General features: G+C 74.4%; 19 protein-coding genes. 6 read left to right on the top strand and 13 right to left on the bottom strand.

Going from position 1 to position 20,806, the window contains the following annotated elements; translation table 11 throughout:
- Positions 1-32: 32 nt before the first annotated feature.
- The 3 genes from LPC08_RS22395 to LPC08_RS22385 all read right to left on the bottom strand — a co-directional run bounded on the left by LPC08_RS22395 (position 33) and on the right by LPC08_RS22385 (position 4,026).
- Complete coding sequence (locus tag LPC08_RS22395; RefSeq protein WP_230450439.1) at positions 33-1,061, bottom strand: sulfate ABC transporter substrate-binding protein; 1,029 nt, start codon at positions 1,059-1,061, stop codon at positions 33-35.
- Between the two features lie 248 nt (positions 1,062-1,309).
- On the bottom strand, positions 1,310-2,278 hold the full coding sequence (locus LPC08_RS22390; RefSeq protein ID WP_230450438.1) for a tripartite tricarboxylate transporter substrate binding protein: 969 nt from the start codon (positions 2,276-2,278) through the stop codon (positions 1,310-1,312).
- A 17-nt stretch (positions 2,279-2,295) separates the two neighbouring features.
- On the bottom strand, positions 2,296-4,026 hold the full coding sequence (locus LPC08_RS22385; protein ID WP_230450437.1) for an NADPH-dependent assimilatory sulfite reductase hemoprotein subunit: 1,731 nt from the start codon (positions 4,024-4,026) through the stop codon (positions 2,296-2,298).
- Positions 4,027-4,163: 137 nt separating this feature from the next.
- On the opposite strand from LPC08_RS22385, the gene LPC08_RS22380 reads away from it, so the two are divergent.
- Positions 4,164-4,346 (top strand): hypothetical protein, encoded by a 183-nt coding sequence (locus tag LPC08_RS22380; RefSeq protein ID WP_230450436.1) that lies wholly within the window; start codon positions 4,164-4,166, stop codon positions 4,344-4,346.
- Positions 4,347-4,358: 12 nt separating this feature from the next.
- On the opposite strand, the gene LPC08_RS22375 is transcribed toward LPC08_RS22380, so the two are convergent.
- Positions 4,359-5,207 carry a shikimate dehydrogenase gene (locus tag LPC08_RS22375; RefSeq protein WP_230450435.1) on the bottom strand — a complete coding sequence of 283 codons (849 nt, stop codon included), beginning with the start codon at positions 5,205-5,207 and terminating at the stop codon, positions 4,359-4,361.
- A gap of 211 nt (positions 5,208-5,418) precedes the next feature.
- Between LPC08_RS22375 and gshB the strand changes: the two genes are divergently transcribed.
- On the top strand, positions 5,419-6,372 hold the full coding sequence (gene gshB, locus LPC08_RS22370) for a glutathione synthase (RefSeq protein ID WP_230450434.1): 954 nt from the start codon (positions 5,419-5,421) through the stop codon (positions 6,370-6,372).
- Positions 6,373-6,429: 57 nt separating this feature from the next.
- On the opposite strand, the gene LPC08_RS22365 is transcribed toward gshB, so the two are convergent.
- From LPC08_RS22365 to gloB, 7 genes are all read right to left on the bottom strand, one after another.
- The gene (locus LPC08_RS22365; RefSeq protein ID WP_230450433.1) at positions 6,430-7,530 is read right to left on the bottom strand and encodes a calcium-binding protein; all 1,101 of its coding nucleotides are present in this window, start codon (positions 7,528-7,530) and stop codon (positions 6,430-6,432) included.
- A 126-nt stretch (positions 7,531-7,656) separates the two neighbouring features.
- On the bottom strand, positions 7,657-9,612 hold the full coding sequence (locus LPC08_RS22355; protein ID WP_304622042.1) for a calcium-binding protein: 1,956 nt from the start codon (positions 9,610-9,612) through the stop codon (positions 7,657-7,659).
- 134 nt (positions 9,613-9,746) lie between these two features.
- Positions 9,747-10,721, bottom strand: coding sequence for a quinone oxidoreductase family protein (locus tag LPC08_RS22350; protein ID WP_230450432.1), 975 nt, complete (start codon positions 10,719-10,721; stop codon positions 9,747-9,749).
- Positions 10,718-11,182, bottom strand: coding sequence for a methylated-DNA--[protein]-cysteine S-methyltransferase (locus LPC08_RS22345; protein WP_230450431.1), 465 nt, complete (start codon positions 11,180-11,182; stop codon positions 10,718-10,720). Before LPC08_RS22345 ends, LPC08_RS22350 begins: the two co-directional genes overlap by 4 nt.
- Positions 11,183-11,283: 101 nt before the next feature.
- Positions 11,284-11,907 (bottom strand): SAM-dependent methyltransferase, encoded by a 624-nt coding sequence (locus tag LPC08_RS22340; protein WP_230450430.1) that lies wholly within the window; start codon positions 11,905-11,907, stop codon positions 11,284-11,286.
- Positions 11,904-12,362: a cupin domain-containing protein gene (locus tag LPC08_RS22335; RefSeq protein WP_230450429.1), complete on the bottom strand. Its 459-nt coding sequence runs from the start codon at positions 12,360-12,362 to the stop codon at positions 11,904-11,906. The genes LPC08_RS22340 and LPC08_RS22335 overlap by 4 nt, the downstream gene beginning before the upstream one ends.
- Positions 12,359-13,105 carry a hydroxyacylglutathione hydrolase gene (gloB, locus tag LPC08_RS22330; RefSeq protein ID WP_230450428.1) on the bottom strand — a complete coding sequence of 249 codons (747 nt, stop codon included), beginning with the start codon at positions 13,103-13,105 and terminating at the stop codon, positions 12,359-12,361. The genes LPC08_RS22335 and gloB overlap by 4 nt, the downstream gene beginning before the upstream one ends.
- A 64-nt stretch (positions 13,106-13,169) precedes the next feature.
- Here gloB and LPC08_RS22325 point away from each other — a divergent pair, with 64 nt between their 5' ends.
- Positions 13,170-14,003: a class I SAM-dependent methyltransferase gene (locus tag LPC08_RS22325; RefSeq protein WP_230450427.1), complete on the top strand. Its 834-nt coding sequence runs from the start codon at positions 13,170-13,172 to the stop codon at positions 14,001-14,003.
- A gap of 87 nt (positions 14,004-14,090) precedes the next feature.
- The gene (gene hydA, locus LPC08_RS22320; RefSeq protein ID WP_230450426.1) at positions 14,091-15,581 is read left to right on the top strand and encodes a dihydropyrimidinase; all 1,491 of its coding nucleotides are present in this window, start codon (positions 14,091-14,093) and stop codon (positions 15,579-15,581) included.
- A 75-nt stretch (positions 15,582-15,656) separates the two neighbouring features.
- Here the strand turns inward: hydA and LPC08_RS22315 are convergent, their stop codons facing one another.
- Together LPC08_RS22315 and LPC08_RS22310 are read right to left on the bottom strand one after the other, a co-directional pair.
- The gene (locus tag LPC08_RS22315; RefSeq protein WP_230450425.1) at positions 15,657-16,340 is read right to left on the bottom strand and encodes an alpha/beta hydrolase; all 684 of its coding nucleotides are present in this window, start codon (positions 16,338-16,340) and stop codon (positions 15,657-15,659) included.
- Between the two features lie 183 nt (positions 16,341-16,523).
- Entirely contained in the window at positions 16,524-17,084 is a 561-nt protein-coding gene (locus LPC08_RS22310; RefSeq protein ID WP_230450424.1) for a hypothetical protein, read from the bottom strand.
- A gap of 394 nt (positions 17,085-17,478) precedes the next feature.
- On the opposite strand from LPC08_RS22310, the gene LPC08_RS22305 reads away from it, so the two are divergent.
- Complete coding sequence (locus tag LPC08_RS22305) at positions 17,479-18,489, top strand: helix-turn-helix domain-containing protein (protein ID WP_230450423.1); 1,011 nt, start codon at positions 17,479-17,481, stop codon at positions 18,487-18,489.
- 113 nt (positions 18,490-18,602) lie between these two features.
- Positions 18,603-20,621, top strand: coding sequence for an esterase/lipase family protein (locus LPC08_RS22300; RefSeq protein WP_230450422.1), 2,019 nt, complete (start codon positions 18,603-18,605; stop codon positions 20,619-20,621).
- The last annotated feature ends 185 nt before the right edge of the window (positions 20,622-20,806 follow it).

Raw genomic sequence — 20,806 nt, 5'->3', positions numbered from 1 at the left:
CGCCATCGCCGGGGCCTTCACCGTCCGGGCCTTCACCGTCCGGGCCGGTAGATCCGGTCGAAGCTGCCGCCATCGGCGAAGTGGGTCTTCTGCGCCGTGGCCCAGCCGCCGAACTCGGCATCCACCGTCACCAGCTCCAGCTTCGGGAAGCGCTCGCCGGCCGCGGCCAGCGCCGCCGCGTCGCGCGGGCGGTAGAAGTGCTTCGCCGCGATCTCCTGTCCCTGGCGGCTGTAGAGGTGGCGCAGATAGGCCTCGGCGACGGCCCGCGTGCCCTTGCGGTCCACGATCTGGTCCACCACCGCCACGGAAGGCTCGGCCAGGATGGAGAGGGAGGGGTAGACGATGTCGAACTTGCCCGCGCCGAACTCGGCCAGGGCCAGGTGCGCCTCGTTCTCCCAGGCCAGCAGCACGTCGCCCTGCTCGCGCTGGACGAAGGTGGTGGTGGAGCCGCGCGCGCCCGTGTCCAGCACGGCGACGCGGCGGAACAGGTTCGCCGTGTACTGCTCGGCCGTGGCGTCGGAACCGCCGGGCTGGCGCCGCGCCCAGGCCCAGCCGGCGAGGTAGTTCCAGCGCGCCCCGCCCGAGGTCTTGGGGTTGGGCGTGATGATGGACACGCCCTCCCTCACTAGGTCGCCCCAGTCGCGCAGGCCCTTGGGATTCCCCTTGCGCACCAGGAAGACGATGGTGCTGGTGTAGGGCGCGCTGTTGTCCGGCAGGCGGGCGATCCAGTCCTTCGCGATCAGCCCGCGCTCGGCGATGGCGTCCACGTCGTAGGCGAGGGCGAGCGTCACCACGTCCGCCTGCTGCCCGTCGACGACGGTGCGCGCCTGCGCACCCGAGCCGCCGTGCGACATGCGCACGCTGACCCGCTGCCCGCCGCCCTGCTGCGCCCAGTGCTGGGCGAAGACGGCGTTGTAGTCGCGGTACAGCTCCCGCGTGGGATCGTAGGAGACGTTGAGCAGCTGCACGGACGACTGCGCGGCGGCGGGGCGGGCGACGGTTCCTGCCAGGGGCGCGGCGGCCGCGGCGGCGAGGAGGTTGCGTCGGGTCTGGACAAGCATGGGTCTGTCTCCGGCGAACGGTTCAGGATGGCGGGCGGGGCCGGGTCGGCGCAAGGGCAACCGCCCGGGCTCGCGGAAGCGGGAAGCAATCCTCCGGGCCGCGCGGCCGTGCGGGCGCGCTCCGGGGCCCCGGCGATGCCGCCGGGGGCGGGGCTCAACAGGCCGCCGTGCGCCCGGCGCCGCGCCCGGCCAGGCCGCCCCGGCCGCCGACGCCGCCCGCCTCCGGCCGGTGCCGGGGGACCGCCCGCTCAGGCACGGGCGAGCCGCAGCCCGGCGGCGCCGGCCGCCTCCGCGAAGCGCCCCACCGTCTCCGACAGGCGGGCGGCGAAGGCGGCGGGGGGTGCCGCCGGCACCTCGAAGCCCAGCCCGGTCAGCCGGTCGCGCAGCGCCGGGCGCGCCAGCACCGCGGCGATGGTGGCGTGCAGGTGCTCCGCCTGCTCCGCCGGGACGCCGGCGGGCAGCAGGACCCCGATGAAGGAGAGGTGGTCGAAGCCCGGCGCCACCGTCCCGTGCAGGGTGGGGATGGCCGGCGCCAGGGGCGAGCCGTCCCGCGAGGTGAGGGCCAGGGCCTTCAGCCGCCCGTCGCGCAGATGCTCCAGCGCCACGCCCAGGGTCAGCATCCCCGCCTGCACCCGGCCCGCGGCCAGGTCGGCCAGAACCTGCGGCGCGCCGCGATAGGGGATGTGCTCCACCTTGCCGCCCACGGCGCGGTTGAGGGATTCGCTGGTCAGGTGGTGCGCGGTGCCCCAGCCGGGGATGGCGACGTTGACCTCCCCCGGGCGGGCGCGGATGCGCTCCGCATAGGCGGCGATGTCCGGCAGGCCGGAATCCGGATGGGTCAGCAGGATGTTCGGCGCGGCGATGGCGAGCGTCACCGGCCGCAGCCCGGGCAGCAGCGGCTCCGCCCCCGGCGGCGGCAGCGCCTCGGTGGCGGCCAGGCTGTCGTTGGTGACCAGCAGGGTCTGCCCGTCCGGCGCCGCGCGCAGCACCGCCGTCGTGCCGAGGCGGGAGGCGGCGCCGGACTGGTTCTCCACCACCGCCGGCTGGCCCAGCACCTCGGACAGCGCGGGAGCCAGGAGGCGGGCGAAGACGTCGGGCAGGCCGCCCGCCTCGAAGGGCACGACCAGCCGGAGCGGCCGGGACGAGGCGGCGGCGCGGCCGGCCAGCAGCAGGGCGGGGGCGGCCAGCAGCGCGGCGCGGCGGGAGAGGAGGGGCATGGGGCCAGGCATTCCGGTCAGGCGGCGGCGTGGGCCGGGGCGTCGAGGGCGAGCAGCGCCTCCACCCCCAGCCGGTGGCAGAAATCGCCGAAGCCCTCGCCCTCGCGCCGGTCCCCGGCGAAGGCGGCGAGGAGCGGCTCCAGCCGGGCGGCGATCTGCGCCTGCGGCACGCGCTCGTGCAGCTTGAAGGACAGGCGCGTGCCCGCGAAGTCGCCGCCGACGAAGATGGCGAACTGCCCCGGCACGCGGCCGACCAGCCCGATATCGCCGGCATAGGGACGGGCACAGCCGTTCGGGCAGCCGGTGATGCGCAGGCTGATCCGCTCGTCCAGCAGGTCGTGCCGGTCCAGCGCCGCCTCGATCTCCGCCACCAGCGGGTCGCGCACGCGCTCCGCCTCGGTCAGCGCCAGGCCGCAGGTGGGCAGGGCGGGGCAGGCCAGGGCCCAGCGCGCGAGCGGCGAGAGGTCCTCGTTCAGCGCCACGCCATGCGCGCGCAGCACGTCCTCCACCGCCGCCCGCGCGTTGCGCGGCAGGTCGGAGAGGATCACGTCCTGCTGCGGCGTCAGGATCGGGTTGGCGCCCCAGCGGGCGACGATCTCGCGCAGCGCGCTGCGCAGGCGCACGCCGCCCGCATCCTGGATGCGGCCCGAGGGCACGGGCACGCCCAGCCAGAAGCGGCCGTCGCCCTGCTCGTGCCAGCCCAGCAGCTCCGGCACCTCCAGCCTCGGCAGCGGGCCGGGATCGGCGAGGGGATGGCCGAAATATTCGGGCCGCGCGAGCTGCTCGCGCACCCAGTCCACGCCGTTATCCTCGATCACGTATTTCAGCCGGGCGCGCTTGCGGTCGGTGCGGTCGCCATGGTCGCGGGTGAAGCGCACCACCGCCTCCACGGCGCGCAGCAGGTCGTCCGCCGCGACCACCGTGATGGGCGTGGCGAGGCGCGGGAACGTGTCGGCGCGGTTGTGGGTCAGGCCCAGCCCGCCGCCGATGCAGAGCTGGTAGCGGGTGATCCGGTCGCCCTCGGCGAGCGCGATGATCCCCAGGTCGTTGGTCAGCACGTCCGGCGTGTTGTCCGACGGGTGGGCGAGGGCGATCTTGAACTTCCGCGGCAGGTAGGTGGCGCCGTAGAGCGGCTCGGCCTCCGGCGCCGCGCCGGCCGGCTCCCCCACGGGCTCCTCGTCCAGGAAGATCTCGTGATGCGCCCGCGTGCGCGGCAGCAGGCGGGAGGAGAGCAGGACCGCATCGTCCCGCAGCCGCTGGTGGATCGCGTCGCGGCGGGGCGCCGGGGTGGTGACGACGTTGCGCACCACGTCGCCGCAGGCGGCCAGCGTGGTCAGCAGCATCCGGTTGATGTCACCGATCAGCGGCTTCAGGTTCTCGCGCAACACGGCGTGGAATTGCAGCGCCTGCCGCGTCGTCACCCGCAGCGTGGCGTTGGAAAGCCGGTCCGTCAGCCCGTCCAGGGCCAGGTACTGCTCCGCCGTCAGCACCCCGGCGGGGATGCGGACGCGGGCCATGAAGCTCCATTCCTTGTCCAGCCCGGCCTGCTTGCGCGGGGTCGCCGTGTCACGGTCGAACTGCTCGTAGGTGCCGTGGAACTTCAGGAGGTTGTAGGACGCCTCGCTGATCCCGCCGCGCGCGTCGGGCGCCGCCAGCTCGGCCGCGATGGTGCCGCGCAGGCCGTGGCTGCCGGCCTTGGCCGTCTCGACGCCGGTGGGGCCGGCCGCGGGCTTGCGCGGTTGCGCCATGGAAGCACCATCCACGAATTCACTTGCAGGAGGTACGGCGCCAATCTACGACTTGTCAAACGCACATATCAAATAGTGCGATTTTTATGAGTGATATGTGCGGATCGCCCGCGGCAGCGCTGAGGGGAGACAGGTCGATGAGCGGACAGGGTCAGGCCATCCCGACCGGGCCGGAAGCGTATCGGGCGGCTCCCGCGACTCCCTGCGCCCCCGCCGTGCCGGAGATGTGGGACGTGGACGAGCCGGACGAGCCGCCCGTCCAGCTCGCCCTGGCGGCCGCGATCCTGCTGGTGATGGTGCTGCTCTCGCCCCTGTTCTGAGCGGGCCGGCCCCTACCGCAGCGGGATGTCGGCGGCGACGTGCGCCCGCAGCGCCGGGTCCACCGCCGGCATCACCCCGAACCAGGCGTGGAAGCCGGGCCGCGCCTGGTGCAGCAGCATGCCCAGCCCGTCCACGGCGCGCAGGCCGCGGGCCCGGGCCGCGGCCAGCAGCGGGGTCTCCAGCGGCACGTAGACGATGTCGGCGACCACGGCGGCGGCCGGCAGCGGCGCGAGGTCGATCTCCAGCGGCGGCTGCCCGGCCATGCCGAGCGAGGTGGTGTTGACCAGCAGCGCCGTCTCCTCCAGCGGCGGCGCCTCGGCCACCGCGATGCGGCCCCGCGCCAGCCCGTCCAGGTCTTGCGCCAGCTGCTCCGCCCGTCCGACGGAACGGTTGGCGAGCACCACGCGCGGGCAGCCCTCGGTCAGCAGCGCCGCCACGATCGCCCGCGCCGCGCCGCCCGCGCCGAGCAGCACGGCGGTGCCGTCCGACGCGGCCCAGCCCGGCGCCTGCTCCCGGATGCTTTCCAGGAAGCCCCAGCCATCGGTGTTGGAGCCGTGGATGCGCCCGTCGCGGAAGACCATCGTGTTCACCGCCCCGGCCTGGCGGGCGCTGTCCTCCACCGCGTCGCAGCAGGCGAAGGCGTGCTCCTTGTTGGGAATGGTGACGTTGCAGCCGGCGAAGCCCGCCAGCAGCAGCCCGCGCACGGCGGCCGGCATGTCCTCCGGCGCCACGGCCAGGGGAACATAGGCGCCGTCGATCCCGTGCCGGTCCAGCCAGAAGCCGTGCAGCTGCGGCGAGCGCGAATGGGCGACCGGCCAGCCGATCACGCCCGCCACCCTGCCCTTGCCCGTCAGCCGCATGCGCCCCGCCCTCCCGTACCGTTCCGGGAGCGGGTAGGGCCCCCTTCTCCCCGCCCCGTCAAGGGCGGGCGCCGCCCCGGCCGGGCCGCCGGAGGCCGGGGTCCCGCGGCGCCCGCCGGGCCGGGGCGCGCCGCCGCCTTCCATCTCCCCCCTGGCGCCCGGGCGCGGGGAATGCGACCACATCGGCCGACACGGACAGGGGATGGCCGGCATGACGCGCGCGCTGAGGGTGGCGGTGCAGATGGACCCGATCGGCTCCATCGACATCAAGGGCGACAGCACCTTCGCCCTGATGCTGGAGGCGCAGAAGCGCGGCCACGCGCTGTGGCACTACCACCCGCGCGACCTGGCGCTGCATGGCGGGCGCGTGACCGCCTGGGCCCAGCCGGTCGAGGTGCGGCGGGAGGCGGGCAACCACTTCACCCTGGGCACGGAGGAGGAGCTGGACCTCGGCGCCGTGGACGTGGTGCTGATGCGCCAGGATCCGCCCTTCGACATGGCCTACATCACGGCCACCCACATCCTGGAGCACATCCACCCGAAGACCCTGGTGGTGAACGACCCGGCCAGCGTGCGCAACGCGCCGGAGAAGCTGTTCGTCACCCATTTCCCCGAGCTGATGCCGGAGACGCTGGTCACCTCCGACAAGCGCCGCATCGCGACGTTCCGCCAGAAGCACGGCGACATCATCGTCAAGCCGCTGTTCGGCAACGGCGGCGCCGGCGTCTTCCACTTGCGCCCCGACGACCCCAACATCGCCGCCCTGCTGGAGATGTTCACCGAACGCTCGCGCGAGCCGCTGGTGGTGCAGAAATACGTCCCCGCCGTGCGCCAGGGCGACAAGCGCATCATCCTGGTGGACGGCGAGATCGGCGGCGCCATCAACCGCGTCCCCGCCGAGGGCGAGGCGCGCAGCAACATGCATGTCGGCGGCAAGGCGACCCAGACGACGCTGACCGACCGCGAGCGCGAGATCTGCGCCGCCATCGGCCCCGAGCTGAAGGCGCGCGGGATGATCTTCGTCGGCATCGACGTGATCGGCGGCTTCCTGACGGAGATCAACGTGACCTCCCCCACCGGCCTGCAGGAGGTGGCGCGCTTCGACGGCATCCACCTGGAGGAGATGATCTGGGACGCCATCGAGGCGCGCGTCCCGGCCCCCTGAGGGCGGCGCGGCCCGGACGGGCCGGAGGGAGGGCGGGCCCGGGGTGCCCGGCCCCCTTCAGGTGAAGAGGTAGTCGCCCGCGGCGAGGGCGACGCCGCCGCTGCTCACCAGCAGCCGCCCCAGCGCCACGCCGTCCCCGCCCACCACCTCATAGGCCAGGCTGTGGGGCAGGCTGCCGGCCAGGCGCAGCGTCGCGCCCTCGCCGAAGCCGTCCAGGCGCAGCACGTCCCCCCCGGCACGGCCCGCGCCCTGGAAGTCCACGATATGGTCGGTGGCGTTGCCGAGGCCGAGCGTGCCCGGCGCGAAGACGAAGGTGTCGTCGCCGGCGCCGCCCGCCATGCGGTCCCGGCCCGCCCCGCCGACCAGCGTGTCGTTGCCATGGCCCGCGTTGAGGATGTCGTCGCCCGCGCCGCCCTGCAGCGAGTCGTCGCCGGCCCCGGTGACGATCCGGTCGTTGCCGGCGCCGCCGTCGATCCGCAGGGAGATGGGGGATGGCCCCGTCGCCCGCAGCAGCAGCGTGTCGTCGCCATCGGCGGCAGTGACGATCAGCGCGCCGGTCCCGGCGATGTCCGCCTGGGCCTTGCCCGAGGTGGTCAGGACGAGGGAGACGGGAAAGAAGGGCAGGAGGTTGGTCGGGACGTTCACGGTGTCGAAGCCGTCGAGCTGCCCGGCGGTGAGCAGCAGCCGGGAATGGACCTGCAGCTCCAGCCGCTCCACCCCCGTCAGCGACAGCTCGCTGATGTCGCCGTTGCCCAGGCCGCCCTGCCGGCGGAACAGCTGTACCGGCGCCTGCAGGGTGTCCACCCCCTCGCCGCCGTCGATCCGCGCGCCGGGCGCGGCCGGGCCGAGGTTGAGGAAGCTGTTCGCCCGCACCACGAAGGTGTCGTTGCCGGTCCCGCCCTCGGCACGGTCGCCCGCCCGCACGGTGATGCTGTCGTCCCCCTGGCCGCCCAGGAGGAGGTTCGGCATCCCCCGGTAGTCCTCGGCCGGATTGCTCCCGGCGCCGCCGTCGATCGTATCGTTGCCGCCGCCCGCGTAGATCACGTCCGACGAGAGGCCGGGGAGGCGCGGCCCCCCCGCCGGGAGGACCGTCACGCTGCCGGAGACCCCTCCCGAGGTGATCGTCTCGTCGGCAGCGGTGCCGAGGAAGAGGGCCATCGCAATCCTCCGCTGGATCCGGGCAGGCCGGCCCGGAGGTCAGGCTAGCGGGGCGGCTGCTCGGCCCGCCCTTAAACTCCTGTCATCTCCTTCCCGTGGCCGCCCCACCCCGGCCGGGATGCCGCATCAGGCGAAGACGTAGTCCCCGGCGGCCAGGGCGATGCCGCCGCTGCTCACCAGCAGCCGTCCCACCGCCACCCCGCCGCTCTCGACGTCATAGGCCAAGGCGTTGGGCAGGCTGCCCACCTGCTGCAGGCTCGCCCCGGGCCCGAAGCCGACGAAGCGCAGGACGTCGCCGCCCGCGGCCCCCGCGCCCTGGAAGTCCACGATCAGGTCGGTGGCGTTGCCCAGGGCGAGGTCGCCCGGCGCGAAGACGAAGCTGTCCTCGCCGGCCCCGCCGGCCATGCGGTCGACCCCCGCGCCGCCGGCCAGCGTGTCGTTGCCGCCGCCGCCGCTCAGCGTGTCGTTGCCGCCCTCGCCGTGCAGGGTATTGGCCGAGGCGTTGCCGTCCAGCCGGTTCGCCAGCCCGTTGCCGCCGCCATGCACCGCCGTGCCGGTGAGCACGAGGTTCTCCAGCCCGGCGCCCAGGGTGAGGCCGATGCCGCTCCGCACCGTGTCGATGCCGGCATTCGCCGCCTCGACCACGCTGTCCCCCGCCTGGTCGACGACATAGGTGTCGTTGCCCGTCCCGCCGCGCAGCGTGTCCGCGCCGGTGCCGCCATCCAGCGTGTCGTTGCCCGCGCCGCCGTCGAGCAGGTCGTTGCCGCCGCCCGTGGTGACGCGGTCCGCGCCGCCGCCGGCATGGACCTGCAGGCTCACGGGGGTGCCTCCCCCGGAGGTGAGGGTCAGGCTGTCGTCGCCGTCGGCGGCGTCGATCCGCAGCCGGGTCGGCCCGATGAAATCGGCCGTGGCCGTGCCGCTGGTGGCGAGGGTGAGGGAGTTGGTGTTGCCGAAGCCCTGCGCGGCATTGGTCACCACGGTCGTGAAGCCGTCGAGCTGGGCCGCGGTCAGGCGCAGGTTGGCGTTGCCCGCCAGCTCCAGGCGCTCCACCCCGGTGATGCTCACCTCCGTGATGCTGCCGACGCGCTGGGAGGTCGGGCGTATCGCGATCGAGGCCGGGGCGACCAGCGTGTCCACCCCGCTGCCGCCGTCGATGGACGCACCCGGGGCGGCGGGCAGGACGCCGAGCGGGTCGTTGGGCGCGCGCAGCAGGAGGAAGGTGTCGTTGTCCGCCTCGCCGAAGGCCTGGTCGCCCGCGCCCACGCGCAGGGTGTCGTTGCCCACCCCGCCGCGCAGCGTGTCCGCCCCGGCGCCCCCGTCGAGCGTGTCGTTGCCCGTGCCGCCGTCGAGGAGGTTGGCGCCCGCCCCCGTGGTGAGGCTGTCATGGCCCTCATGGCCGAGCAGGACGAGATCGACGGGCGCCGCATCGGCGGAGGTCAGGGTCAGCGTGTCGTTGCCGGAGGAGCCGTGGAACTCCGGCGCCCCGGTGCCGGTGACCTCCACCGTGGCGGTGCCCGCCGTGACCAGGAAGACGCGCACGGCGCTGATGAGGCTGGCCGGCGCATCCACGGTGTCGAAGGCGTCGAGCTGGGCCGCGGTCAGGCGCAGCGCATGGCGTGGCAGGAGCTGGAGATGCTCGATGCCGGTGAAGCTGATCTCGGTGATGTCGCCCACCAGGGGCGTGAAGGCGCCGGGGACGAAGGACGGCACCGGGCCGACCAGCGTGTCCCGCCCGGCGCCGCCGTCGAGATGGGCGCCGGGGGCGGCCGGCCCCGTGTTGTTGAACCCGTCCGTGCGCACGCGGAAGACGTCGTCGCCATCCTCGCCGAAGGCCGTGTCGCCCGACCAGGCGGTGAGGCTGTCGTTGCCGCTGCCGCCATGGAGGATGTTGGAGCTGCCCTGGCCGCCATCGACGGTATCGTTCCCGCCGCCCGCGAAGATGGTATCGGACCCCGCCCCCGGCGGGCCGCTGCCGAGGGGGAGGCGCAGGACGCCGCCCGATACGGCCGTAGGCGTGATGGTGTCGTTGCCGCTGCCGCCGACATAGGTCGCCACGGAGACCTCCCGTCCTGGGGCCGGCACGCAGGGGTGTCCTGATGCGGCCGGGCGGGGACCCTGCGCCTAATCAATTCGACTTAGCAATAATAACGTTCGGCCCCGGATCGGCAAAGCCCCCGGGGCAACCAGCCCGGGCCGTGCCCCAGGAGGCCGGCCGCTCAGGGCCGCAGGATGGTGCTGCCGGTGGTCAGCCGCGCCTCCAGCGCGCGGTGGGCGTCGGCGGCGTCGCGCAGGGACCATTCCTGGTTGATGCTGATCTTCACCTGGCCCGAGGCCACGGCGGCGAAGAGATCCTCGGCGCTGGCCATCAGGTCCTCGCGCTTGGCGGTATAGGTCGCCATGGTCGGGCGGGTGAGGAAGAGCGAGCCCTTGGCCGAGAGCAGCCCCGGATCGACCGGCGGCACCGGGCCGGAGGCGTTGCCGAAGGTCACCATCATCCCCAGCGGCGCCAGGCAGTCGAGCGAGGCCATGAAGGTGTCCTTGCCGACGCTGTCATAGACCACGGGCACCATGGCGCCGCCGGTGATCTCCTTCACCCGGGCGGGCAGGTCCTCATGGGTCAGGACGACGTGGGCGGCGCCGTTCGCCCGCGCCAGCGCCGCCTTCTCCTCCGTGCTGACGGTGCCGATCACGGTGGCGCCCAGGGCCTTGGCCCACTGGCAGAGGATCAGCCCCACCCCGCCGGCCGCGGCATGGACCAGGATGGTCTGGCCCGGCTGCACCCGGAAGGTGCGGCGGATCAGGTACTGCGCCGTCATGCCCTGGAGCATCATGGCGGCGGCGGTGTCGTCGGTGATGCCGGCGGGGATCCTCACCAGCCGGTCCGCCTTCATCACCCGCGCCTCGGCATAGGCGCCGATCGGGCCGCCGGCATAGGCGACGTGGTCGCCGGGGGCGACCTCCTTGACGCCCTCGCCCACCGCCTCGACCACGCCCGCCGCCTCCATGCCGATCACGGCCGGCAGGGCGGGGGCCTTGTAGAGCCCGTTGCGGAAGTAGACGTCGATGTAGTTCAGCCCGACGGCCGAGTGGCGCACCAGCGCCTCGCCGGGCTTGGGCGCGGGGAGCGGAACCTCCTCCCAGAGCATCTTCTCCGGGCCGCCGTATTCGTGGATGCGCAGCGCATGGTTCATAGGAAGCTGTCCCGGAAGGCCGCGGCTTCGAGCCGCAGCAGGTGGCGCTTGGTCGCGGGGCCATCCCCGCCCGAATAGCCTCCCAGCCCTCCGTCGCTGGCGAGGACGCGGTGGCAGGGGATCAGGATGGGCAGCGGGTTGGCGCCGCAGGCCATCCCCACCGCCCGGGGCGAGCTGCCCAGCTCGCGGGCGATCTCGCCATAGGTCCGGGTCTGCCCGCGCGGGATGGCGGACATGGCCGCCCAGACCCGCTGCTGGAAGGCGCTGCCATGCGGGTTCAGGGGCAGGCGGAAGCCCGCCCGCCGGCCGTCGAACCAGTCGTGCAGCTGCTCCCGCGCCTCGGCCAGCAGCGGCGTGACGGCCTGGTCGCGCCCACGCCCCCAGTCGAGGGCGACCAGGGCATCGTCCTCCTCGGAGAGGGTGATCTCGCCCAGGGGCGTGTGGAGGGAGAGCTGGGGCATGGGCGTTCCGGGATGATTGGCCCCCGACCGCCCGCGACCGTCAAGCGCCGCATCCGTGCAGCCCCGGCTCGTTCGCAAGTCGCAACAGGGGCCGGCGGCCCTCACCCCGGCCGCCGCCACAGGCCGCGGACCACCTCCGCCTCGCCCTGATGCCTCGGACCCTCGTCCAGCCGCACGGTGCCTTCCAGGCATTCCAGCAGCTCCAGCCCGGCGAAGAGCCGCCGCGCCTCCGCCCCCGTCCAGAGCAGCGCCGGATCGCGCGGCCCGCCCGAGCGCCGCCCCTCCTGCGCCGGCGAGAAGCCCTCCAGCGCCAGCAGCCCGCCCGGGGCCAGGGCCGCGGCCGCCCGCCCCGCCACCAGCGCCCGGTCGGCGGGCGGCAGGTGGACGAAGATCCAGGCCACCAGGTCGAAGTCGCCCGCCGCCGCATCCCCCCGGGGCCAGTCCCAGGCGGCCAGATCCGCCACCACGGTCCGCAGCGCCACGCCACGCCGCCCCGCCAGCGCCGCGGCCTTGGCGAGCCCGGCGGCGGACCAGTCCACCGACGTCACCGCCAGCCCGCGCTCCGCCAGCCAGGTGCCGTTGCGGCCCTCGCCATCGCCCAGCGCCAGGGCACGCATCCCCGGCCGCAGCCGCGGCGCGAGGCTTTCCAGGTAGCGGTTCGGCGCCTCGCCGAAGGCGAAGCCGCCCCCGGCATAGCGCGCGTCCCAGGCGGCCGCGTCGCTCATCGGGTGGGCGCGGGGCGCCAGCCCGGCGGCGCCAGCTCGAAGCCGGCGAAGGAGAAGGCCGGCGCGACGGTGCAGGCCGCGAGCGACCAGCCGCCCTTCACCGGCGCCGCCGCCTGCCACCAGCCCTTCGGCACGGTGGCGACCAGCCGCTGCCCGGCGGAGAGGTCCGGCCCCAGCAGCAGCGGCAGCTCGTCATGCCCGTCCGGCGACATGACGAGGGAGAGCGGCACCCCCGCCTGCCAGTGCCAGATCTCGTCCGCATCCACCCGGTGCCAGTGGCTGCGCTCGCCCGCCTCCAGCAGGAAGAGGATGGTGGTGGAGGCCCCGCGCGACCCGTCCGCCGGGGCGTCGCGCCAGATCTCGCGGTAGCGCCCGCCCTCCGGATGCGGCCGCAGCTCCAGCGCCGCCGCCACCGCCGCGGCGGGCTGGGCGGCGTCGCGGAGGTCGAGGCTCACCGGAAGCGGTCCTTGGCCGCCCGGCGCTCCGCCAGCGTCGCCACGTCGGGCGCGCGGAGGAAGGGGTTGGTCGCCAGCTCCTCCGCCAGGGTGGTGGGCACGGTCGGCTCGCCCCGGGCGCGCTGCGCCTCGGCCTGCGCGAAGCGGGCGCGCAGGGCGGCATTGTCCGGCTCCACCGTCAGGGCGAAGCGGCCGTTGCTGATGGTGTACTCGTGCCCGCAGCAGACCAGCGTCTCGGGCGGCAGGGCACGCAGCCGCTGGAGGGAGAGGAACATCTCCTCCGCCGTCCCCTCCAGCAGCCGGCCGCAGCCCAGGCTGAACAGCGTGTCGCCGCAGAGCAGGAGGCCCGGCTCGGCCGCGCCCGGCCCGCGCGGCTGTTGCACGTGGAACGCGACGTGGCCGCGGGTGTGGCCCGGCGTGTCGATCACCACCGCCCGTCCGGCGCCCAGGGCGAAGCCCTCGCCCGGGCCGACGGCGATGTCCAGCGGCGGCAGGCGGCGCGCATCGGCGGGGTTGCCCACCACCTTCGCCCCGGTGGCCGCCACCACCGCCGCCACCCCTTCCACATGGTCGCCGTGATGGTGGGTCAGCAGCACCAGGTCGCAGCGGCCCTCCGGCAGGGCCGCCAGGCAGGGCGACGCCTCGCCGGGATCGCAGAGCGCCACCGTCCCCGTCGCCCGGTCGAGCAGCAGCCAGGCGTAGTTGTCCTCCCGGCACGGCACGGCCTGTACCTCGATCGCCATCGGCGTCTCCTCGCGCGGCCCCCGGTTCCCCCGGCCGGCGGGGCGGGGGGAAATGCCGGGCGGAATGCTCTATATCCACCCCATGAGTTCCGAGGTCCACGGACCGGACGCCTTCTACGCCACCGCCACCGGGCAGATGGTGCGCCGCCTGCTGCGGACCCGCCTGCGTGCCCTCTGGCCCGAGCTGGCGGGGCGGGAGGTGCTGGGAATCGGCCATGCCGGGCCCTACCTGCGGCTGTGGCGGCGCCGCGCCGCCCGGCTGGTGGCCGCCCTGCCGCGGGCCGGGACGGGGCCGGCCGGGATCCTGCCCTGGCCCGCGGACGGCCCCTGCGCCGCCACGCTGGTCGAGGGCGAGCGCCTGCCCTTCGCCGACCTGTCCTTCGACAACGTGCTGATGGTGCACGGTCTGGAGCATGCGGACCACGCGCGGCGCCTGCTGCGCGAGGTCTGGCGCGTGCTGCGCGACGACGGGCAGCTGCTGGTGGTGGTCCCGAACCGGCGCAGCATCTGGGCGCATCTGGAACGGACGCCGCTGGGCTTCGGCCAGCCCTATACCCCCGGCCAGCTCGCGCACCTGCTGGAGGCGGCGCTGTTCGAGGTGGAGCGCCGCGACGGGGCCCTGTTCATCCCCCCCTTCCGCGCCCGTGCCCTGCTGCGCGGGGCGCGGATCTGGGAGCGCGCCGGCCAGGCCCTGGTTCCCAACCTCGCCGGCCTGGCCATCATCGAGGCGCGCAAGGCCGTGCTCGGCGCCATCCCCGCCCAGCCCGCGGCCGTGGAGGCGCGGCGCCGCGTGCTGCTGCCGCATCCCGCCCGCCTGCCCGCGGCCCGCGGCGCCCGCGCGGCCGCCCGGGACGGGGTGGGGACGTTCGAGGGGGAGGACCGGGACTCCCTGGCGTGACGGCGGGCGGCCCCAGGGTGCGCGACAGGTTGACGGGGCGCGGGCCACCCTGGATGCCGATGTCCAGGCGATGATCCAGGGAGCACGATGATGGGCGCCGACTACGATCTGGTGGTGCGCGGCGGCACGCTGGCGACCGCGGCCGAGGTCTTCGAGGCGGATATCGGCATCCGCGACGGCCTGATCGCCGCGCTGGGCCGGGGGCTGGGACGCGGCACGGAGGAGATCTCCGCCAAGGGGATGGTCGTCACCCCCGGGGGCCTCGATTCCCATTGCCACCTGGAGGAGCTGGGCCAGGACGGCTCGGCGCAGGAGGAGAGCTTCGCCTCCGGCTCCGCCGCCGCCCTGGCGGGGGGCACCACCTCCTTCCTGTGCTTCCTGCCGCAGTGGAAGGGCCGCAGCCTGGCGGACAGCGCGCCGGGCTACGAGGCGCGGGCCCGGGCCTCGCGCGCCGACTACGGCTTCCATCAGATCATCACCGACCCGACGCCGGAGGTGATGGAGCGGGAGGTGCCCGCGCTCGTCGCGCGCGGCATCCGCAGCCTCAAGGTCTTCCTGACCTACGACCCGCTGATGCTGACCGACCGGCAGTTCCTGCAGGTGCTGGCGGCGGCGCGGCGGCTGGGCGCCTTCGTCACCGTCCATTGCGAGAACTACGACGCGATCGGCTGGCGGATCGAGGCGCTGCTGAAGGCCGGGCTGACCGACCCGCTGCAGCACGCCTGGTCCCGCCCGCCGGTGGTGGAGCGCGAGGCGACGCACCGCGCCATCGCGCTGGCCGAGCTGGTGGACCAGCCGATCCAGGTCTTCCACGTCTCCTGCGAGGCGGCGGCGGCCGAGATCGCCGCGGCCAAGGCGCGCGGGCTGAAGGTCTGGGGAGAGACCTGCCCGCAGTACCTCACCCTCTCCCATGACGACCTGCAGGGTCCGGACTTCGCCGGCGCCAAGGCCGTCTGCTCCCCTGCCCTGCGCGAGAGGGCGGAGAACGAGCGGGTGTGGCGGCGCATCCAGGACGGCACGCTGGACGTCGTCACCTCTGACCATTGCGGCTTCTCCTTCGCCACCCAGAAGCGGGTCGCCGGCAGCAGCGCCTACGGCACCGGGGCGGCCGCGGCGCGGCCCGACGGCACGCCGATGTTCAACGCCATCCCCAACGGGGTGCCGGGGATCGAGACGCGGCTGCCCGTGCTCTTCTCCGAAGGCGTGTCGAAGGGGCGCATCGACCTGCCCACCTTCGTGCGGCTCAGCTCGGCCAATGCGGCGCGGCTGTTCGGGCTGGCCGGGCGCAAGGGCAGCCTGGCGCCGGGGGCGGATGCCGACCTGGTGCTGTGGGACCCGGATGCCGAGCGCACCATCCGCAACGCCGGGCTGCACCACGCCATCGACTACACGCCCTGGGAGGGCATGGCGGTGAAGGGCTGGCCCGAGGTCACGCTGCGCCGGGGGGAGGTGGCGGCCCGCGGCGGCGAGGTGCTGGCGCAGCCCGGCAGCGGCCGCTTCCTGGCCCGCGGCCCCTACGACCTCGCCCGGCCGCGCGGGGTGGTGCCGGACGGGTTCGACGCCGCCGCCCAGGGCTGACGGGCCGCATCCTCCGGCCCCGGCCCGCCGCGCCACGGCCGGAGCGGCGCCGGAGCCCCCCGCGTCGCGGGGGGCCTACCGGCCTGCCGCCGCCGGGTCGAAGCGCCCGTGGCGGAGGAAGTGCAGCGTCTGCCGGATCACCTCCGGATGGCGCATCATCAGCGTGTGCGTGACGTGCAGCACCAGGTGGTCGGCCATGCCCTCCACCCGCGTGCGCGCCACGCAGACCCGGCCGTCATTGGGCCCCGGCAGCAGCAGCCAGGAGGCGATCGGGTCCAGCGAGCGGTCGCCCGCGATCACCCCCAGCGGGTAGTCCACCGGACCCAGGGCGGCGCGCAGGCTCGCCTCCGGGCAGGTGACCAGTTGCGCCCCGGCCGGGCCGAAGAAGCGCCGGTACAGCAGGTTGCGGCTCAGCAGGTCCGCGACCTCGCTGCCGCCATTGGGCGTGCCCAGCATCACCACGCGGCCCAGGGCCGGCGGCCGGTGCCGGGTGGCGAGGATGCGGGCCAGCAGGCCGCCCATCGAATGCGCCACGATGTGCAGCGCCCCGTCCGGCCGCGCCAGGAAGTCCCGCGCCTCCCGCGCCACCTCCTCGGCCAGGGCCTCCAGCGGCCGGTGCCGGGCGGCGTAGTCCAGGTTCAGCGTCCCGTAGCCGGCCGCGCGCAGCGCACGCTCCATCCGGCCCATCGAGGCGGCGCGGCGCGCGATGCCGTGCAGCAGCAGCACGCGCCCGCCCCCCGGCGGCACCGCATCCGGCATCCGGCTCAACCCGGCCCGCGGGCCGGGGGCGGGTCAGGTGGCATCCTCGTCTCCCTGCCGGTCGCGGACCGGGGCGTTGCCGCCCGGGGACGGCCCCCTGCCCTGGCGCGGCGGAGGACAGGGATGGCGCCCGCGGCGAGGGCGATCAAGTCCATCGGCCGGCGGGTGCGGTGGCGGGCGGCGTCACGTCAGGCCGGTCGCTCCATGCCGCCACACGAAACGATCGGGCGAGGCGCGCGGCAGCCCCTGCGGCACCGGCGCCCGGCCGGCGCGGGACGGGGCCGGCGCGACCAGGCGTTCCGCCTCGGGCGATTCCAGCAGCAGCCTGTTGCCCCAGTACAGCCGTCCCCAGCGCTGGCCGTCGGTCTCCTCGTCCTGGTACTTGCAGGCGAAGCCGAGCCGGAACGACAGGGGCCATGCGCCGCTCTCCTTGTACAGCAGCATGGCGACCCTGGCGTGATGGCTGTGCCCGGGGCGCAGCAGCCTCTCGTAGGGCACCCGCCCCTCCTCCGAGACGATGGGCTGCACCTGGCTGTTGTCCGACAGCCAGGCCCATGCCTCCTGCCGCCAGAGCGTGATCGGGATGGTCCTGGCCGTGATGTTGCGCACGCAGGCGTCCACGAAGAAGACGCTGCCCGGACGCAGCCCGGTCTCGGGCAACGTGGTCCGGTCGAGCGCCGTCGTGATCCGCAGCTCCGTCCTGGAGCGCCGCTGCGGCGCAGGAACCGGCTCATGCAAAAACACGTTCGTCACTCCCTTTCGGTGTCGACGGCGGCCGTGGGACACCGGATGCGCCCGCTCACCGCACCCGGGCCACGCCCTGTGCGGCATCCCGTCCGGCGCGACGCGCGGGACCACCGGCACGCCGGCTGCCCCGTCGACCCGGCCGCAGCAGGGGGGACCGGATCCTCGACGGGACAGGCGGCAGCCTAGCGGCCCGGGGCACGCGGCGTCTTTGCACCCTGTCCCAGCCGGCTTGCTCCTGCGTCCCAAACTCCCACCCCGGCGTGCCGGCGGTGGCGCGGGCGACGCCGGGGGGGCGCAGCCTGTCGGAGACGGCGCTGGCCCTGACCTGCCGCTTCTGTTAGGACGGCGTCGGAATGAAACAATTCTGCTGGACGCCGCCACTCCGCCACCCATGACTCCCGAGATCTTCGACACCGCGCAACTTGCGCCGGAGCAGCAATTCGAAGACTGGATGGAATGGTGGTCGGGCTTCACCGCGCAGACACCCGTCGCCACCGACAAGGGCTTCCGTGCCTCCAGGCGGACGTGGCACCTGGGTGACTTCGGCCTGGCCCGGGTCAGCGCGCCGCCCCTGCGGGTGGTGCGGTCCAGGGACCATATCCGGCGCGATCCCTACGACCACTGGAACATCTGCATCGGCCTGGGCGCCGCGACGCAGCTCACCTACCGGAGCGGCGCCATCATCGTGCCGCCGCGCATCCCCTTCGTCGTCTCCCTGGGCGAGGAGATGGTCAGCGAACGCGCGCAGGATGACCGCGTGCAGCTCTATCTGCCGCGCGACCGCTTCCGGGAGCTGGCCCCGCTGCTGGATTCCTCGACCGCCGATGCCCTCGGCTCGCCCATGCGGGGCATGCTGGCCGACTTCATCCTGGCCCTGGAAGGCCGGCTGCCGGAACTGGCGGAATCGGACCTGCCCCGGCTCACCCAGGCCATCAGCGCCATGGTCGCGGCCTGCATCGAGCCCTCGAAGGGCCGTCTCGGCGCATCGGCGGGGCAGATCGACTTCACCAGGATGGAGAAGATCCGGCGGGTCGCACGCGCCCACCTGCGCTCGCCCGATCTGAGCCCGGACCTGCTCTGCCGCCTGGTCGGCGTCTCCCGCTCGCATCTCTATCGCCTGCTGGAGCGCGAGGGCGGGGTGTCGCGCTGGATCCGGCGCCAGCGCCTGCTCGCCAGCCATGCGCTGCTGAGCGACGTCAGCCAGACCGGCACCATCAGCGCCATCGCCTACGAGTTCGGCTTCGCCGACGCGGCGACCTTCAGCCGCGCCTTCCGGCGCGAGTTCGGCGTCTCCCCGCGCGACGTGCGGACGGCGGCCCTGGCCGGTACCGCGGTCCCGATGACCGACCGGGGGAACCCTCCGGCGGTCCATTCCCTCGACGACCTGTTGCGCGCCGCGTGATGCCGCACGGCCGCGTGGCCCGCCGCGCCCCGGGGCGTCCCGGGGCGCCGGACCGCTTGCATGAAGGCCGACGCCCGGTCTTAAGCAGGGGCGGAACATCCTCGGGCCGCCACATGGATCGCCGCCACGCCTCGGGCCTCTGCTCTTTCCTGCTCCGGGGAGCCCTTTCCCTGCCGCTCCTCCTGGGCGCGCTGGCGGGCTGCGCGCTGCCGGTGTCGGTCGAGCTGGTGGACCAGCGCTCGGAGTACCGGCGGCTGGCGCGCAACGCCATGTCCTCGTGGTCGATCAGCGAGGAGACGCGCAACGTCCTGCGGCGCCGCGCCCTGCTGGAGACCTTCGAGTTCTTCCCCGATGCCGGCATCGCGCAGATGCACGCCCTGGTCGCGGCCGGCCGCGACGAGCCGGGCGAACTCTTCGCCCTGGCGGAGATGTCCTATCTCCATGGGCGCGGCCGGGGCGGGGCGCCGCACCTGCTGGCCGCGGCGCTCTACGCCTACGGGCACATCTTCCCGGCCATCGCCTCCGACGCCACCGACGCCTTCGACCCGCGCTTCCGCCAGGCCCTCGACCTCTACAACCTTGCCCTCTCCGAGGCGCTGACGAGCCCCGATGGCGAGCATGTCGCCCTCGCCGCGGGGCGCTATCCCCTCCCCTTCGGCAGCATCGACATCGCCGTGGACGAGGCCAGCCTGGAATGGGGCAGCGGCCGGCTGACGAACTTCCTGCCCGCCACCCGGCTGCGTGTCAGCGGCCTGCAGAACCTGTACCGCCGCGCCGGGCTGGGGGCGCCGCTGGCGGTCGCCACCCCCGCCCCCTCCGCCCGGACGGACACCGCCCCCGCCGGCGGCGACGTGCCCGAGGCGCAAGCCGATTCCGGTCGCGCCCCGCCACCGCCGCCCGATGCGTCGGACGAGGCGCGCGCCGTGCAGCTGGCCGGCCGCTTCCGCATCCCCGGCACGGCGGTGCTGGCGATGGAGAACCCCACGCAGCAGCTGCGCGGCACGGCGCTGCGCGGCACGCTGAGCCTGCACATGATGTTCGACACCGACGCGGTTCGCATCGCCGGGCGCCGCGTGCCCCTGGAGTACCGTCCCAGCGCCGCCTTCGCGCTGGGGCTGCAGGAGTCGAACCTCTGGTCGCAGGAGTTCCGCGCCTTCCTGTTCGGAGACCTGCTGGACCGGCAGCGTTCGAACCTGATCGCGCTGGCGCCGCACCGGCCGGGGCGGATCCCCGTGGTGCTGGTGCACGGCACCGCCTCCAGCTCCAGCCGCTGGTCCGACCTGGTGAACGACCTTGTCTCCGATCCCCGCATCGAGTCGAACTACGAGTTCTGGTTCTTCACCTATGCCACCGGCAATCCGGTGGCGTACTCCGCGCTGCAGCTGCGCGAGGCGCTGACGGCGTCGATCCGCACGCTGAACAGCCCCGAGGCCGACCCGGGCCTGTCGCAGATGGTGGTGATCGGCCATAGCCAGGGCGGGCTGCTGACGAAGATGATGGCGATCGACCCCGGCGACCGGCTCTGGCAGTCGGTGAGCCACCGCCCGCCGGAGGCGCTGCGGCTGAGCGCGGACTCGCTGGACCTGGTCCGGCGCGCCTTCTTCTTCCGGCCGGTGCCCGGGGTGCGGCGGGTGGTCTTCATCGCGACGCCGCATGGCGGCAGCTTCCTGACGGAGTTCGGCGTCACGCGCCTGCTCTCGCGCCTCGTCACCCTGCCGGCCGCCATCCTCCAGGTCAGCGGCGAGGTCCTGTCCGGCGACCCCGAGGCCGCCGCGCTGGTGCCCAACGGCATGCGCATCGGCAGCCTGCACGGCATGCTGCCCGGCAGCCCCTTCCTGGAAGCCCTGCGGGCGACGCCGCTAGCGCCCGGCGTCACCGGCCATTCCATCATCGCCGTGACCGGCAACGGCCCGCCGGAGCGCGGCAGCGACGGCGTGGTGCGCTTCGAGAGCGCCTACCTGCCCGGCATGGAGTCGACGAAGGTCGTCCGCTCCGGCCATTCCACCCAGTCGGACCCGCATACCGTGGCCGAGGTGCGGCGCATCCTGCTCGAGCACCTCGACCAGGCCTGCCGCACGGCGATCCGCTGCGGCACGCCGGCGGCCGCCCCGGCGGTCGCGGCACGGCAGTAGTGTTACGGCAATCTGTTACAGCCGGCCTTCCCTTCGGCCAGGCGACTTCGATATCGCGAAGCCGCCGCTCCACGGACGGGCGCCTGCAACACTTCTGCCGGGTCCCTTCGATGAGGACACGCGCCGGGCGCTGTTAAGTCTCGCTCCAGCCGCCGGTGGAAGCACCAGAGGCGGAGCATCGAAGG

Origin of the sequence: Roseomonas sp. OT10 (assembly GCF_020991085.1) — a bacterium.
GTDB lineage: Bacteria > Pseudomonadota > Alphaproteobacteria > Acetobacterales > Acetobacteraceae > Roseomonas > Roseomonas cutis.
Note: the sequence above shows the minus strand (reverse complement) of the source record. Positions and strands in the feature narration are given on the sequence as shown.

Bases quoted from the DNA above. Each gene is read 5' to 3' on its own strand.
- LPC08_RS22340 (WP_230450430.1), bottom strand. From the start codon at position 11,907: ATGAGCGACGCGGCCGCCTGGGACGCGCGCTATGCCGGGGGCGGCTTC.
- LPC08_RS22305 (WP_230450423.1), top strand. From the start codon at position 17,479: ATGACTCCCGAGATCTTCGACACCGCGCAACTTGCGCCGGAGCAGCAA.
- LPC08_RS22325 (WP_230450427.1), top strand. From the start codon at position 13,170: ATGCTCTATATCCACCCCATGAGTTCCGAGGTCCACGGACCGGACGCC.
- LPC08_RS22350 (WP_230450432.1), bottom strand. From the start codon at position 10,721: ATGAACCATGCGCTGCGCATCCACGAATACGGCGGCCCGGAGAAGATG.
- hydA (WP_230450426.1), top strand. From the start codon at position 14,091: ATGATGGGCGCCGACTACGATCTGGTGGTGCGCGGCGGCACGCTGGCG.
- LPC08_RS22385 (WP_230450437.1), bottom strand. From the start codon at position 4,026: ATGGCGCAACCGCGCAAGCCCGCGGCCGGCCCCACCGGCGTCGAGACG.
- gshB (WP_230450434.1), top strand. From the start codon at position 5,419: ATGACGCGCGCGCTGAGGGTGGCGGTGCAGATGGACCCGATCGGCTCC.
- LPC08_RS22365 (WP_230450433.1), bottom strand. From the start codon at position 7,530: ATGGCCCTCTTCCTCGGCACCGCTGCCGACGAGACGATCACCTCGGGA.
- LPC08_RS22390 (WP_230450438.1), bottom strand. From the start codon at position 2,278: ATGCCCCTCCTCTCCCGCCGCGCCGCGCTGCTGGCCGCCCCCGCCCTG.
- LPC08_RS22315 (WP_230450425.1), bottom strand. From the start codon at position 16,340: ATGCCGGATGCGGTGCCGCCGGGGGGCGGGCGCGTGCTGCTGCTGCAC.
- gloB (WP_230450428.1), bottom strand. From the start codon at position 13,105: ATGGCGATCGAGGTACAGGCCGTGCCGTGCCGGGAGGACAACTACGCC.
- LPC08_RS22375 (WP_230450435.1), bottom strand. From the start codon at position 5,207: ATGCGGCTGACGGGCAAGGGCAGGGTGGCGGGCGTGATCGGCTGGCCG.
- LPC08_RS22300 (WP_230450422.1), top strand. From the start codon at position 18,603: ATGGATCGCCGCCACGCCTCGGGCCTCTGCTCTTTCCTGCTCCGGGGA.
- LPC08_RS22345 (WP_230450431.1), bottom strand. From the start codon at position 11,182: ATGCCCCAGCTCTCCCTCCACACGCCCCTGGGCGAGATCACCCTCTCC.
- LPC08_RS22380 (WP_230450436.1), top strand. From the start codon at position 4,164: ATGAGCGGACAGGGTCAGGCCATCCCGACCGGGCCGGAAGCGTATCGG.
- LPC08_RS22395 (WP_230450439.1), bottom strand. From the start codon at position 1,061: ATGCTTGTCCAGACCCGACGCAACCTCCTCGCCGCCGCGGCCGCCGCG.